The following is a 14,401-nucleotide window of genomic DNA, read 5'->3' as shown; positions in this document are numbered from 1 at the left end:
TATTTATTTTTTGCATACCAATCGCTATTCTTTGACTTCAAAGCAAAACACTTTTGCTTGCGACGCTATGCTAAACAAAAGATATATGATGCATTAATTGGCGCGTATTCCCTGAACCTGTCCGCAAAAGGAAGCAACCATGCTAATCACCGGCACCACCCGGGTCGTGGTCCACCTGACCTACCCGGCCAAGCATTTGCGCACGCCGTCCTTCTTCAACCCGCTCCTTGAACGCCTGGGCCATGACGGCGTGCTGGTGCCTTGGGAGGTTTCGCCCGCCAACCTGGCCTCAGCCTGGCAAGGCCTGCGCGGGATCGAGAACCTCGCCGGGGTGATCGTCACCGTGCCGCACAAGATCGAAGTCGCTCATCTGTGTGATGAACTCCAGGGCACAGCGCAGTTGCTCAAGGTGTGCAACGTCGCCCGCCGTTTAGCCGATGGGCGCTTCACTGGGCGGATGTTCGATGGCGAAGGGTTTGTCCGTGGCCTGAAAAACCAAGGCCACAGCCTGGCTGGCAAACGCGTGCTACTGCTTGGCGCCGGTGGCGCCGCCACGGGGATAGCCCACGCCCTGCTGGCCGAGCCGTTGGAACAGTTGGTGATCAGCAATCGCTCCGCGGCCAAGGCCCAGGAGCTGGCGAACCAGCTGCAAGGCCTGGTGCCTGGTCGTCAGGTGGCAGCCGGTGCCGCCGATGGGCGTGGCTTCGATGTGGTGATCAATGCCACCGCCTTGGGGCTGAAGGCCAATGACCCGTTGCCGCTGCCGGTGGAAACGCTCGATCCGTGCACGCTGGTCGGCGAAGTGGTGATGAACCCTGATGTCACCGCGTTGCTCGAGGCCGCTCAGGCGCGTGGCTGCCAGATTCACAAGGGCGTGCACATGCTCACCGGGCAGGTTGAGTTGTTGGCTGATTTTCTGTTCGGCCACTAATGCCCGGTCAAAACCCGCTGTCTTGCCCCTACACAAAAACCTCTATAACGGAGCACTACATGACCAAGATCGCAATCATCACCGGTGGCGGCTCAGGCATCGGCCTGGCCACTGCCCAGCGCCTGCTCGCCGACGGTTACCAGGTGCATACCCTGGGCCTGGGCGAACCTGAGCAATCGATTGCAGGTATTCACTACCAGGAACTGGATGTCACCAGCGACGCCGCGGTCAACGATTTCTTCAGCCGTTTCGAACGTATCGATGCGCTGATCAATGCCGCCGGCGTCATCGACCACAGCCGTGAATGGCAACTGGGCGGTTTCAGCCGCGTGCTCGAGGTCAACCTCACCGCCGTCATGCGCATCAGCAACGCCGCCCTGCCCGCGCTCAAGCTGGCTCGCGGCGCGGTGATCAATTTCGCTTCGATGTGGGGCATCTTCGGCTCGGCCAAGACCCCAGCCTATGCCTCGAGCAAAGCGGCTATCGCTGAACTCACCCGCTGCCAGGCCGTGGCCTGGGCGGGCGACGGGGTGCGTTCGAATGCCGTGGCACCAGGCTGGATCGTGACCCAGCTGTCACGCCGCGCCTACGAAGACCCAAGCCGCTCAGCCAGCATCCTGTCACGCATTCCAATGCAGGCCTGGGGCCAGCCTGAAGACGTGGCCAACGCCATCGCCTTCCTGGTCTCTGCCAACGCTCGCTACATCACCGGCACCACCCTGGCCGTCGACGGTGGTTATTCGATCGCCTGATTCACCACTGAACTGACCTACGGCCGTCACTGCTAGCGGAAGTCGCTTGACGGTCAAAACACATGATATATGATGCATCACATATGACCGAAATCCTCGCGGATCTCGCATAACAACAACAAGCAGTCACAAAGAGGTGCCGTATGAATCTGGTATTCGGATCGCCCGGGCGCTACGTGCAAGGCCCTGGTGTACTTGATGAGACAGGCCAATACCTGGCCCATTGCGGCCGCAGCGCCGTGGTGGTCATCGACAGTTTCGTCATCGGCCTGGTCAAGGAGCGTCTGGACGCCACCTGCGCCCGCGCCAACGTCCACCTGCACTACATCACCTTCAATGGTGAGATCACCGCCCAGGGCATCGCCGCCCTGCGCCAGTCCGCCGCGCGGTTTGCCTTCGACATGATCCTGGCAGTCGGTGGCGGCAAGTCGATCGACGCCGGCAAAGCCCTGGCCCACGCCTCTGGCGCCGCCCTGATCAGCATGCCCACCGTGGCCTCCAACGATGCGCCGACCTCGAAGAACTTCGTCGTCTACGACGAGCATCATCAGCTCAGCGAAGTCGGCCACCTGCTGAGCAGCCCACGCTATGTGCTGGTCGATACCCGCCTGATCGCCCAAGCCCCCCGCACGTTCCTGCTGGCGGGCATCGCCGATGCCCTGACCAAGAAGTTCGAAGCCGAACAGTGCCTTAAGGCTGGCGGCGTCAATATGTTCGGCGCCCGCCCTTCGCTGGCCGGCGTGACCCTGGCCCGCGAGTGCTACCAGGTGCTGCGCGCGCACGCTGAAGACGGCCTGGCGCTGGCAGGCAGCGGCGAAGTCAACGAATCGTTCGAACGCCTGATCGAGGCCGTGCTGCTGATGAGCGGCCTGGGCTTTGAGAGTGGCGGCCTGTCGATCGCCCACGCAATGACTCGCGGCCTGTCGAAGATCCCTGGCGCACGCGACCAGGTGCACGGCTGGCAGGTTGCCTATGGCCTGCTGGTGCAGCTGGTACTTGAGGACCGCGAAGCGTCGTTCATGGCTGAGCTGCTGGCCTTCTACCGACGTATCGGCCTGCCCTGCAACTTGGTCGATTTGGGCGTCGATGTGCTCGATCAAGCGACCCTGCTGCAGGTTGCCGAGCCGACCCTTCAAGCGCCCCACGCGCGCAATTTCGTGCGCGCCAACGGCCATCCCCTAACCAGTGATGAACTGATCGAGGCCATGCGCGCGCTCGAATCTTTGACCCGCTGAATTTCCCCGGCAACACCCACCCTGCGATGCCTGCATTTGGAGGTAGAGATGGCTACACCCCGTAAAACCCTCGAGGCCTGGAAAGCCAGCGATTTCGTGCCTAGCGCCGAGACCGTCGCCCACCTGCGCGACCGGGCGAAATTCGTCCGCCTGGAAACCATCCGCCTGATCGAGATCGCCAAGACTGGCCACTACACCTCGGTGTTCTCCGCCGCCGAGCTGTTCTCCGCCCTTTACTACGACGTACTGAACCTGCGCCCAGAAGAGCCAAACTGGGCTGGCCGTGACCGCTTCCTGATGGGCAAGGGCCATGCTGCCGTCGGCCAATTTCCGATTCTGGCCGACCTCGGCATCTTCCCCAAGCAATGGCTGGATGACTACACACGCCTGGGTAGCCCTCTGGGCGATCACCCTGATATGCGCAAAGTACCCGGTATCGACTTCTCGTCCGGCTCCATCGGCCATGCCCTGTCCGGCGGCTTGGGCATGTGCCTGGCCCAGCGCTTCACCGGCCATGAATATGACGTTTTCGTCATGCTCGGTGACGGCGAAATGCAGGAAGGCCAGGTCTGGGAAGCAGCCATGGGCGCAGCCCATCACAAGGCCAGTCGACTGATCGCGATTGTCGATCGCAACGGCTTCCAGCTCGACGGCAGCGTTGACGATGTCATCGGCGTCGAGCCGCTGGATGAGAAATGGCGCGCCTTCGGCTGGGAGGTGCACGTGATCGACGGCCACGACATCGCCGAGGTGACCACCACCCTGCGCAAGGTCAAGGCCGACGAAAACCGCGACAAACCGGTCTGCATCATCGCCAAGACCGTCAAGGGCAAAGGGGTTTCATACATGGAAACCGAGCCGGGCTGGCACCTGGGTTACCTGGACCCTGAAGACGCCAAACGCGCCATCGCTGAAATCGAAGCCAAGGAGATCTGAACCATGAGCGCCCCCCTGTCCCCCAACTCCTGGCAATACCGTGGCCTGAACGCCATGAACCCAGGGCTTTCCTACCTCTCCGATGCCCTGATCGAGTTGACCCGCGAGGGTCATCCGGTGATGGCAGGCTCCGCCGACCTGCAGTATTCCAACGGCCTGAACAAGTTCGCCACGGCGTTCCCGGATCGCTACATCCAGTTCGGCATCTCCGAGCAGAACATGGTCACCGCCGCCGCCGGCCTGGCCACCTGCGGGGTGATGCCGTTCGTGGCGACCTTCGCCTCGTTCCTCGGCCTGCTGTGCTGCGAACAGATCCGCATGGACGTCGCCTACTCGGCGCAACCGGTGCGCCTGATCGGCCACCACACCGGGATCTCGCTGGGCTTCTACGGCACCTCGCACCACGCCACCGAAGACATCGCGACCATGCGCTCGATCGCCGACCTGGCAGTGGTTTCGCCCTCCGACGGGCCGCAACTGGCCGCAGCGATCAAGGCCTCGGCCAGCTACGACAAACCGGTGTACTTCCGTATCGGTCGTGGTCGCGACCCGATCATCTACGAGAACGGCGCCACCTTCGAATTCGGCAAGGCCACCGAGCTTGTGCAGGGCGAAGAGCTGACCATCATTGCCTGTGGCATCACCGTGCATCCGGCGTTGGCCGCTGCGCGCAAGCTCAATGCCGAGGGCCGTTCGGTGGGTGTGATCGACATGGCGTCGATCAAGCCAATCGACCGTGAGGCGATCCTGCAGGCCGCCGCGCGCAGCAAGCGGATGATGACGGTCGAGGAGCACAACGTGCTCGGCGGCTTGGGCGCGGCCGTGGCCGAGGTGCTGGCCGACGAAGGTGTCGGGATCAAGCTCAAGCGCCATGGGATCTATGACGAGTACAGCCTGATCGCACCACCGACCCACCTCTACCAGCACTACAAGCTCGACGCCGCTGGCATCGAGGAAGTGGCGCTCGCGCACCTGGCGAGCTGACATCTGCCGCTGTACGGGCAGCGCCAGCCCTGGCGCTGTCCGCCCCTTTCGCTCGGAGCCAACAATGAACAATATGACCGAGACCCTGCCCGGCAGCGTGGCCCAGGCCACGCCAGGCGCTGTCAACCTGCGCCGCAAATCCTTGCTCGCCACTGGCGTCGGCAACCTGCTGGAGTGGTTCGACTGGACCCTCTACACCGTCGCGTCGGTTTACATCGCCGCCGCCCTGTTCGACAAAAGCAACCCCACCTCTGCGCTACTGGCCACCCTTGCCGTGTTCGCCGCAGGCTTTTTGTTGCGCCCCTTGGGCGGCATCGTCTTCGGCATCCTCGCCGACCGCCTCGGCCGGCGCACCGTGCTGCTCAGCACCATGCTGCTGATGGCCGGCGCCAGCCTGCTGATCGCCTTTATCCCCTCCTATGAAGCCATTGGCAGTTGGGCCTCGGCCTTGTTACTAGGTGCGCGGCTGGTCCAGGGTTTCGCCCATGGCGGCGAGACCACCACCTCCTACGCCTATATCGCCGAAATTGCCCCGCCGAAACGCCGTGGGCTATGGTCGAGCACGGTGTTTTTCGCCGTCGGCAGCGGCTCGTTGCTGGCGACCTTCTACATGGCCCTGCTGACCTCGGTGCTCAGCGTCGAAGAAATGCAGCAATGGGGCTGGCGTATCCCGTTCGCCACTGGAGGTGTGCTGGCCGTGGTCGCCCTGTGGCTGCGGCGCAACATGATGGAGAGCGAGCACAGCCCAAGTGCCAGCCACAATTCGCTGCAGGCGCCTTGGAGCCGCGGCCAGGTCGTGCAACATGGAGTGCGCTTGTTCCTCTATGAAGCCGGAGCGACCCTGACCTACTACACCTGGGTGACCTCGGCGTCGATCTACGCCATGACCGTCAAGGGCATGGATCCGCACAGTGCGTTCATGATGAGTTGCGTTGCCCAGGTGATCTACCTGGCCTTCCTGCCGGTGTGTGGCTGGCTGTCGGACCACTGGGGGCGCAAGGTCTGCGCGCTGATCTCGCTGCTGGGCATTGCCGCGACGCTGTTCCCGCTGTGGGGCATGATCTCCAGCGAGCCATGGACACTGATGGTGGCGCAGACAGCCGGGTTGATGCTGGTGGCGTTCATCACCGGCTGCAAGCCGGCATCGATCTCCGAGCAGATTCCGACGCGCTATCGCACGCGGATGTTTGGGGTGTGCATTTCCTTGGGGGTGGCCGTGTTTGGCGGGACCGCCTCATACCTGACCACTTGGTTGTACTCGGAGCAGATCGGTTGGGTATTTAATGTTTATCTAATCGTGGTGGCAGTAATTGCCAGTGCAGTGGTATTGATGTGGAAAAACAACCACGGTATTCCGATCAACCAGGTTTGAGTCGTTTATCGCAGCTGACTCCATGTAGATCCGGATGATCTGCATGGAGACTTCAATACGCCGAAGCGCATGTCCTTTGGCAGCTATCCCCAAGTGGGGCTGCGTGACGCTCGGACACGGCGCGACGAGGCCCGAACGCTGATTGCTCAGGGCACCAACCCCAGTAACTCGGGCATGCCGAATCGCCATTTCCGAAAGAGCCATGGTGACCTCCTGAACCTGCCGGAAGCCAAATGCTCATCTCGTCAGCGATCCTGCTCCATCGAGAAACCGAATTGGGGTCTATCCCATTCTGGCCTCAAATCTGGCCTTAAAATGCGCGGCTACCCCGGTTGCCGGTGGTTTTCGCTGGAACGAAAAAAGGGCCTTTCGGCCCTTTTTTCAACGACTTACAGACTTCCATGGAACTCTGTAGATCTATAACTGGAGCGGGAAACGAGACTCGAACTCGCGACCCCGACCTTGGCAAGGTCGTGCTCTACCAACTGAGCTATTCCCGCGTCGTGATGGGTGCCATTCTAGCGATTTCTAAAACAGCGTCAACCCCTTGATTCAAAAAAACTTTTATTTTTGTTCCGAGCCTTCGCGCAGGTGCGGCCAGGCAGCCAGCAGGTAGTGCACCATCGACCACAGCGTCAGCCCCGCCGCCACCAGTAGTAGACCGTAGCCCAGGATCACCCAGAAGGTCACTGCTGGTGGGTTGGCCAGCAGAATCACCAGCGCCAGCATCTGCGCCGCCGTCTTCCACTTGCCAAGGTTGGACACCGCCACATGCGCCCGCGCACCCAGCTCGGCCATCCACTCGCGCAGCGCCGACACCACGATTTCACGGCCAATGATCACCGCTGCTGGCAGGGTCAGCCAGAAATTGGCATGGGTCTGCACCAGCAGTACCAGGGCCACTGCCACCATCAGCTTGTCGGCCACCGGATCGAGGAAGGCACCGAACGGCGTGCTTTGCTGCAGACGACGCGCCAGGTAGCCGTCCAGCCAGTCGGTGGCAGCGGCAACGGCGAACACACTGCTGGCTGCCATGTAGCTCCACTGATAGGGCACATAGAACAGCAGGATGAAGATCGGGATGAGCAGGACGCGTAGAACGGTGAGCAGGTTTGGAATATTCATCGGTACGACTGGCTGCAAGTTGAGCCCGGCATTCTACTCGCTATGCAGGCTGGCATAAATTGATTCGGCAAGCTTTTTACTGATGCCGGGGGCTTTGGCGATTTCATCGACACTGGCGCGGTTGAGCTCCTGCAGACCGCCGAAATGTTTCAGCAGGTCGCGCCGGCGCTTCGGCCCTACCCCGGCCACATCCTCGAGGCTGGAGACGCGACGGGCCTTGCCACGGCGGGCGCGGTGGCCAGTGATAGCAAAACGGTGGGCTTCGTCGCGGATCTGCTGGATCAGGTGCAAGGCCGATGAATCGCCTTTGAGGGTAAATTCGTGATGCACATCGTTCAGATAAAGGGTTTCGAAACCCGCCTTGCGCGTTACCCCCTTGGCCACACCGAGCAGGGTCAGGTCGGTAAAGCCCAGTTCCTGCATCACGTCGCGGGCCATGTTCAGCTGGCCTTTGCCGCCGTCCACCAGCAGCACGTCGGGCAGTTTGCCCTCGCCGTCCTTGATACGCCCGTAGCGGCGGGTCAGGGCCTGGTGCATGGCGGCGTAGTCGTCGCCAGCGGTGACACCTTCGATATTGAAGCGGCGGTAATCGGACTTCAGTGGGCCTTCCGGGCCGAACACCACGCAACTGGCCACAGTGGCTTCGCCACTGGAGTGGCTGATGTCGTAGCACTCCAGGCGTTGCGGCACTTCGTCCAGGCCCAGCACTTCGGCCAACGCCTCGAAGCGAGCGGCCATGTGCTGACGGTTGGCCAGGCGGGCGTTCAGCGCCTGCTCGGCATTGGTCACTGCCAACTGCTGCCAGCGAGCGCGGGTGCCACGCACCCGCTGGCTGATGGTCAACTCGCGGCCACGCAGCGTGTGCAGTGCTTCGGCAATGGCGTCGAAGTCTTCGTGAACAACGTTGACGATCAATTCGCCTGGCAGTTCGCGTTCGGCGTTGCCCAGGTAATACTGGGAAAGGAAGGCGGCCATGACCTCGGCCACCTCTTCCTCGATGCCCACCTGCGGGAAAAAGTTCTTGCTGCCCAGTACTCGCCCGCCGCGCACGCTGATCAAGTGCACACAGGCGCCACCCGGGTTGACGAAGGCCGCGATGACATCGACGTCGCCGCTGCCACCCTCGATGTACTGCTGGTCCTGCACACGGCGCAGCAGCGCGATCTGGTCACGAAGTTCGGCGGCTTTTTCGAAATTGAGGGCCATGGCGGCCTGCTCCATCTCGGCATTCAACTCGTTGCCCAGTTGCTGGCTACGCCCTTCCAGGAACATTACCGAATGGCGCACGTCCTCGGCGTACTCCTCAGCGGTCACCAGGTCGGTACAAGGCCCTTTGCAGCGTTTTATCTGGTACTGCAGGCACGGTCGGGTGCGGTTTGCGTAGTAGCTGTCTTCGCACTGGCGCACGGAAAAGGCCTTTTGCAGCAGGCTGAGGCTTTCACGGATGGCCCCGGCGCTCGGGTAAGGGCCGAAGTAGCGGCCCTTGGCCTTTTTCGCCCCACGGTGAATGCCCAGCCGCGGGAACTCGCCGTCGGAAAGGAACACATAGGGGTAGGATTTATCGTCGCGCAACAGAATGTTGTAGGGCGGCCGCCATTGCTTGATCAGGTTCTGTTCCAGCAGCAACGCCTCGGTTTCGTTGGCGGTGATGGTGGTTTCTACCTGGGCGATGCGGGCGACCAGCGCGGCCGTCTTGGGCGCCAGGCCGGTCTTGCGAAAATAGCTGGCCAGGCGCTTTTTCAGGTTCTTGGCCTTGCCCACGTAAAGCAGCCGGGCCTCGCCGTCGAACATCCGGTAAACACCTGGGCGACCACTGCAGGTCGCCAGGAATGCGCTGGCATCAAAAACTTGGGACATGGGGTTTTACAGGCTTGCGTCAACCATACCGTGGCGAACGGCCAGCAAGGTCAGTTCGACGTCGCTGGTGACCGAGAGTTTTTCAAAGATCCGATAACGGTAAGTATTGACGGTCTTGGGCGAGAGGCACAACTTGTCGGAGATGATCTGCACTTTCTGGCAGCCGACGATCATCAGGGCAATCTGGATTTCCCGCTCGGACAACGTGTCGAACGGCGAGCCCTGAGGCTGGAAGGGTTTCAACGCCAGCTGCTGGGCGATCTGCGGGCTGATGTAGCGTTGGCCGGCAAACGCCAGGCGGATGGCCTGAACCATTTCATCGAGGCCTGCGCCCTTGGTCAGGTAGCCGGCGGCGCCGGCCTGCAACAAGCGTGTGGGAAACGGGTCTTCCTCGCACACCGTCACCGCCACCACCTTGATGTCCGGATGGCTGCGCAGCAACTTGCGGGTGGCTTCCAGGCCACCGATGCCGGGCATTTTCACGTCCATCAGCACCACGTCCGGCTTCAGCTCTCGAGCCAGCTTGAGCGCCGACTCGCCTGAATCCCCCTCACCCACCACCTGCAGGCCATCGATGTCAGCCAGCATGCGGGTAATACCGGTTCGTACCAGATCGTGATCATCGACCACTAAGACCCTAATCAAGCACACACCTCGTAAACTGGGCGATTGGATCCCGCCACCTTAACAAAATTTTTCACGCCGGGCCTAGCGCTATGCTTCCGTAAGAAACGCCTGACGTTCAACGGTATGAGGCCTTACAGCTTGCCGGGGCTTCACGTTGTTGGCCAAGCGCCCCAACAGATGCCAGAACGCCACCTGATCGTCCAACGACAATTGTCGAAAAGCCCCCAGCAAACCGGACTCATCCGTGCTCAAGCCTTCCAGCGGTGCCGGGGTGCGCAGGCCGCTGAGCACGTACAGCGCATCCACGCCCCTGGCCGCCAGCGCTGCCAGGTAATCGACTCGGGGCGTGCGTTCACCGCTTTCGTACTTACCTTGGGCGTTGGGCTCGACCCCGCCGATATCGCCGAATACACGCTGAGTCATGCCCAACCGTTCACGTTCTTCCCGCAGCCGCGGGCCTATTCCACTCATAGCGGTCTCTCCTCTTCCCTGATTTCCCTCATGCACGGTCTACCCGCCTGCAGCCGCCAACATGTGGATCCACTATGCCCCTGCTCCTCGGTCGCGACAAGCCATCATTTAGCTATTAGCTGATTGCCCGCTGCATACGCACAAAGCAATCGTCTTCACCCATTTCGACGAAGCCGTGGCGCTGGTACAACAGGCGGGCCGGGTTGCTGCGGAACACCATCAGCCGCAACAGCGGGAGCTGCCGCTGCCTGGCCCACAGCGCCAACTGTTCCAACACCCAGCTACCGACCCCACGCCCACGGTGCTCGGGCAACAGGTGCAACTCGCGGATGAACAGCGCCTGGCGGTCCTGGCTGAGGCTGCAGAAACCCAGCAGGGTGTGGTCTTCGATCACCAGCCACTGCTCGCGCCAGCCCCAGGCTTCGTCGAAGGCCTCTTCGATCCACAGCAGGTCGTATTCGCGGTAGTACGGCAACATGGCGCGGCGCGTGAGATCACGGGCGAAGGTGCAGTGGCTGTCGTCGGCGGGGATCAACTGTAAAGGCATCGCATAGCGCTCATCGGGCATAACACACAGGCGAACTGCCAGGTCCACGCCTGTCCAGTTCGTCTTCCAGCCACTCGGCCAGCACCCGGGCATTGTTGTGCTCGCTGTCCTTGCCGGCATAAAGCAATGTCAGCGTGCCCTTCCCGGCCATGTCCAGTAGCGGATACCAGTGCTCGGGATGGGCCGCCAGCTCTTGCTGGTAGCGCTGGGTAAAACCGGCAAAATCGACCTCACCTTGGTGAAACGCCTTGCGCAATGCCGCCGTGGGTGCCACTTCGCGCAACCATTCCCCATGCAGGTCTTCCTTGCGTTTGTTGCGCGGCCACAGGCGGTCGACCAGCACGCGCCGGCCATCGTCATCCTCAACCGCATCGTAGACGCGCTTGCAGCGAATCATGGGCTTCTCCCGCCATTACCGCTCGTCTTGAGCCTAGATAATTCATTGATCGAGGTCACGGCTGGTTTACGAATTGTTTCTATGCTCAAGGCCTTTGGCAACTTCGCCCACGCCAATCGGAGCCCTCATGGCAACCCCGTCAGTGGCCAGCCAGCCGCAACTGGCCCAACGCGACTCCCGCCCACAGCTTGCCCATAAGCCTGGGCGTGCCACTTTGCTGCTGTTCTTCGGCCTGTTGCTGGCAGGCATCGCCTACACCGCCTGGAGCCTCAAGCAGGATGTGACCGCCAGCGGTACGGTAATCACCACGGTCACACCGTTCCTGCTGCTGGGCCTGGCACTGCTGATTGCCCTTGGCTTCGAGTTCGTCAACGGCTTCCATGACACCGCCAACGCGGTGGCCACGGTGATCTACACCCATTCGTTGCCGGCGCCGGTAGCGGTAATGTGGTCCGGGCTGTGCAATTTCCTGGGGGTGCTGCTTTCCAGCGGCGCGGTAGCGTTCGGCATCATCGCCCTGCTACCGGTAGAGCTGATTCTGCAGGTCGGCTCGTCAGCCGGCTTCGCCATGGTCTTCGCCCTGCTGCTGGCAGCGATCATCTGGAACCTTGGCACCTGGTGGCTGGGGCTGCCGGCGTCGTCCTCGCACACCCTGATTGGCTCGATCATCGGTGTGGGCGTGGCCAATGCGCTGATGCATGGGCGTGACGGCACCAGCGGCGTGGACTGGGCCCAGGCCAGCAAGGTGGGTTACGCCCTGCTGTTCTCGCCGCTGATCGGCTTTGCCTGCGCCGCCCTGTTGCTGCTGGCCCTGCGCGCACTGGTCAAACGCCAGGCGCTGTACCAGGCACCGGAAGGCCGCACACCGCCACCGTGGTGGATTCGCGGTGTGCTGATCCTCACCTGCACCGGGGTGTCTTTTGCCCACGGCTCCAACGACGGCCAGAAAGGCATGGGCCTGATCATGCTGATTCTGGTCGGTACCCTGCCGATGGCCTACGCGCTGAACAAGACCATGCCCAACGAACAGGCCCTGCAGTTTTCCGCGGTCGCCGAGGTAACCCGTCAGGCACTGGTACGTAGCGACCCGCAAGCGGCGCCGGCCGACCCGCGCCAGGTACTGACCTTGTTCATTGCCGAACCCAAGGCCAGCCCGCAACTGGTACCAGCACTGGCAGCGCTGACCGGAATCATCGGCGAACAAGTCAAAGGCTATGGCTCGATTAAACGCGTCCCGGCCGAAGCCATGGCCAACGTGCGAAATGACATGTACCTGACCAGCGAAGCCATTCGCCTGATCGAAAAGAACCGGCTGGTTGCGTTCGATGCGGATACCCGCGGCCACCTGCAGTTGCTCAAGACCCAGTTGGACGACGCCACTCGCTACATCCCGCTGTGGGTGAAGGTGGCCGTGGCCATTGCGTTGGGGCTGGGGACCATGGTTGGCTGGCGGCGCATCGTGGTCACGGTGGGCGAGAAGATCGGCAAGACCCACCTCAGTTACGCCCAAGGGGCTTCGGCCGAAGTGGTAGCGATGTGCACCATTGGTGCGGCGGACATGTTCGGGCTGCCGGTGTCGACCACCCATGTCCTGAGTTCAGGGGTGGCCGGGACCATGGTGGCCAACGGTTCGGGAATCCAGAAGCGGACGCTGATCAACCTGCTGATGGCGTGGGTGCTGACCTTGCCAGCAGCGATGTTGCTGGCAGGTAGCCTGTACTGGCTGCTGAACCAGATTTTCTAGCAGCCAGTAGGAGCAGCCTTGTGCTGCGAAAAGGCCGGAAACTGCTTTCTGCCTTACCGGCCTCTTCGCAGCACAAGGCTGCTCCTACAGGGTGAATTGCGCCCTGCCTGATCAGCTCGGAATCTTCAGGCCACGCTGTACGGCTGGCCGCTCAAGGAACGCCGCCAGTACCCGCTGCACTTCCTTGAACTGATCGAAGCCCACCAGCTCACGAGCGTTGTAACGCTCCACCAGGTTGCGCACCCACGGGAAAATCGCGATATCGGCGATGCTGTATGCGTCGACCATCCATTCCCGGCCCAGCAAATGCCGGTCAAGCACACCCAGCAGGCGCTTGGACTCGTTGACATAGCGGTCGCGCGGACGCTTGTCCTCGTATTCCTTGCCAGCAAAGAAATGGAAGAAACCAACCTGCCCAAACATCGGCCCGATGCCGCCCATCTGGAACATCAGCCACTGCAGGGTCTGGTAACGCTGGGCGGGATCCTGGCTAAGCAACTGGCCACTCTTCTCTGCCAGGTACTGCAGGATCGCCCCCGACTCGAACAGCGGCAGCGGCTGGCCACCCGGCCCGTTGGGGTCGAGGATGGCCGGGATCTTGTTGTTGGCACTGAGCGAGATGAACTCGGCACTCAGCTGGTCATCGTTGTCGAAGCTGACCTTGTGCGGCTCATAGGCCAGGCCGATTTCCTCGAGCATGATCGACACCTTGACGCCATTGGGCGTCGGCAGCGAGTAAAGCTGAAGGCGTTCGGGGTGTTTGGCGGGCCACTTGCGGGTAATGGGGAAAGCACTGAGATCGGTCATGATCAACCTTGCCTGGGGGATGAACCTGTCACTCTAGAGACATCCCCGGCCGCTGACCATCACCGACCACTTGTCAGGCCTGGCCGTGGGCCTTGAGCTTGAGTTTTTCGGTATCGACACGCACGAACACCGAATCGGCGCTCACGGTCAGTACATCGTCAGCCCAGACTTCGCAGACCACCCGGCTCTTGCGCCCCACTTCGCCCTCCACTCGCGCCTTGAGCAACAGCTCGACACCCATGGGCGTGGGTTTGAGATAGGTCAGGTTGAGCGTGCCGGTGACGCAATCGATACGCGGCAGGCTGCCCGGCTCGCGGCCTTCGTTGCGGTAGTGGTACGCCATGGCTGTCCAGTTGGAATGGCAGTCGACCAGCATCGCCAGCAGGCCGCCGTAAACCAGGCCGGGCCAGCCGATGAAAGTGCTGTCGGGCGCGTGCCGGCACAGCAGGTGAACGCCGTCGGCGTCCCAGTAGCTTTGCAGGTGCAGGCCGCTGGGGTGGGAGCAGCCGCAGCCATAGCAGGTGCCCTCAGGCGCCGCGAGGGCCTGGAGGGAGAGTGTGTGATCAGTCATACGCTTCCTGTGCTTGTTGGAATGGGGGCGCGCAACGCCCCCATT

Annotated in this window: 16 protein-coding genes and 1 tRNA gene; 8 read left to right on the top strand and 9 right to left on the bottom strand. The window is 61.9% G+C overall.

Translation table 11 applies throughout. The annotated features are described in order from the left end of the window. The first annotated feature begins 139 nt into the window (after window positions 1-139). From ACNFBR_RS06295 to ACNFBR_RS06265, 7 genes are all read left to right on the top strand, one after another. Window positions 140-931, top strand: a complete 792-nt coding sequence (locus ACNFBR_RS06295) for a shikimate dehydrogenase family protein (protein WP_416734109.1) — start codon at window positions 140-142, stop codon at window positions 929-931. A 59-nt stretch (window positions 932-990) separates the two neighbouring features. Next, entirely contained in the window at window positions 991-1,683 is a 693-nt protein-coding gene (locus tag ACNFBR_RS06290; protein WP_416734108.1) for an SDR family NAD(P)-dependent oxidoreductase, read from the top strand. A gap of 143 nt (window positions 1,684-1,826) precedes the next feature. Next, entirely contained in the window at window positions 1,827-2,918 is a 1,092-nt protein-coding gene (locus ACNFBR_RS06285; RefSeq protein ID WP_416734107.1) for a glycerol dehydrogenase, read from the top strand. Between the two features lie 48 nt (window positions 2,919-2,966). Further along, window positions 2,967-3,854, top strand: a complete 888-nt coding sequence (locus ACNFBR_RS06280; protein ID WP_416734106.1) for a transketolase — start codon at window positions 2,967-2,969, stop codon at window positions 3,852-3,854. Between the two features lie 3 nt (window positions 3,855-3,857). Continuing rightward, on the top strand, window positions 3,858-4,838 hold the full coding sequence (locus ACNFBR_RS06275; protein WP_416734105.1) for a transketolase family protein: 981 nt from the start codon (window positions 3,858-3,860) through the stop codon (window positions 4,836-4,838). A 64-nt stretch (window positions 4,839-4,902) separates the two neighbouring features. Beyond that, window positions 4,903-6,210 carry an MFS transporter gene (locus ACNFBR_RS06270; protein ID WP_416734104.1) on the top strand — a complete coding sequence of 436 codons (1,308 nt, stop codon included), beginning with the start codon at window positions 4,903-4,905 and terminating at the stop codon, window positions 6,208-6,210. A gap of 69 nt (window positions 6,211-6,279) precedes the next feature. Then, window positions 6,280-6,633: an Arm DNA-binding domain-containing protein gene (locus ACNFBR_RS06265; protein ID WP_416734103.1), complete on the top strand. Its 354-nt coding sequence runs from the start codon at window positions 6,280-6,282 to the stop codon at window positions 6,631-6,633. A 1-nt stretch (window position 6,634) separates the two neighbouring features. Here ACNFBR_RS06265 and ACNFBR_RS06260 read toward each other — a convergent pair. The 7 genes from ACNFBR_RS06260 to ACNFBR_RS06230 all read right to left on the bottom strand — a co-directional run bounded on the left by ACNFBR_RS06260 (window position 6,635) and on the right by ACNFBR_RS06230 (window position 11,234). Beyond that, window positions 6,635-6,710: transfer RNA gene (locus tag ACNFBR_RS06260), tRNA-Gly, on the bottom strand. Between the two features lie 64 nt (window positions 6,711-6,774). Further along, window positions 6,775-7,335 (bottom strand): CDP-diacylglycerol--glycerol-3-phosphate 3-phosphatidyltransferase, encoded by a 561-nt coding sequence (gene pgsA / locus ACNFBR_RS06255; RefSeq protein WP_012273272.1) that lies wholly within the window; start codon window positions 7,333-7,335, stop codon window positions 6,775-6,777. A gap of 33 nt (window positions 7,336-7,368) precedes the next feature. Beyond that, entirely contained in the window at window positions 7,369-9,192 is a 1,824-nt protein-coding gene (uvrC, locus tag ACNFBR_RS06250; RefSeq protein ID WP_416734102.1) for an excinuclease ABC subunit UvrC, read from the bottom strand. A gap of 6 nt (window positions 9,193-9,198) precedes the next feature. Next, on the bottom strand, window positions 9,199-9,837 hold the full coding sequence (gene uvrY / locus ACNFBR_RS06245) for a UvrY/SirA/GacA family response regulator transcription factor (protein WP_023047491.1): 639 nt from the start codon (window positions 9,835-9,837) through the stop codon (window positions 9,199-9,201). A gap of 69 nt (window positions 9,838-9,906) precedes the next feature. Next, on the bottom strand, window positions 9,907-10,290 hold the full coding sequence (locus ACNFBR_RS06240; RefSeq protein WP_416734101.1) for a helix-turn-helix domain-containing protein: 384 nt from the start codon (window positions 10,288-10,290) through the stop codon (window positions 9,907-9,909). A gap of 115 nt (window positions 10,291-10,405) precedes the next feature. Beyond that, complete coding sequence (locus ACNFBR_RS06235) at window positions 10,406-10,837, bottom strand: GNAT family N-acetyltransferase (protein ID WP_416734100.1); 432 nt, start codon at window positions 10,835-10,837, stop codon at window positions 10,406-10,408. A 10-nt stretch (window positions 10,838-10,847) separates the two neighbouring features. After that, entirely contained in the window at window positions 10,848-11,234 is a 387-nt protein-coding gene (locus tag ACNFBR_RS06230; RefSeq protein WP_416734099.1) for a DUF488 domain-containing protein, read from the bottom strand. A gap of 127 nt (window positions 11,235-11,361) precedes the next feature. Between ACNFBR_RS06230 and ACNFBR_RS06225 the strand changes: the two genes are divergently transcribed. Continuing rightward, window positions 11,362-12,978, top strand: a complete 1,617-nt coding sequence (locus ACNFBR_RS06225) for an inorganic phosphate transporter (RefSeq protein ID WP_416734098.1) — start codon at window positions 11,362-11,364, stop codon at window positions 12,976-12,978. A gap of 111 nt (window positions 12,979-13,089) precedes the next feature. Here the strand turns inward: ACNFBR_RS06225 and ACNFBR_RS06220 are convergent, their stop codons facing one another. Both ACNFBR_RS06220 and ACNFBR_RS06215 read right to left on the bottom strand, forming a co-directional pair. Further along, window positions 13,090-13,785 carry a glutathione S-transferase N-terminal domain-containing protein gene (locus ACNFBR_RS06220; RefSeq protein WP_416734097.1) on the bottom strand — a complete coding sequence of 232 codons (696 nt, stop codon included), beginning with the start codon at window positions 13,783-13,785 and terminating at the stop codon, window positions 13,090-13,092. A 73-nt stretch (window positions 13,786-13,858) separates the two neighbouring features. Beyond that, a complete protein-coding gene (locus ACNFBR_RS06215; RefSeq protein ID WP_416734096.1) occupies window positions 13,859-14,356 on the bottom strand; it encodes a PaaI family thioesterase in 498 nt (165 codons plus the stop codon). Between the last annotated feature and the right edge of the window lie 45 nt (window positions 14,357-14,401).

This window comes from Pseudomonas sp. NY11955, from assembly GCF_048068035.1.
Lineage (GTDB): Bacteria > Pseudomonadota > Gammaproteobacteria > Pseudomonadales > Pseudomonadaceae > Aquipseudomonas.
The sequence above is the reverse complement of the archived record's forward strand: the minus strand, read 5'-3'. Positions and strand labels throughout refer to the sequence as shown.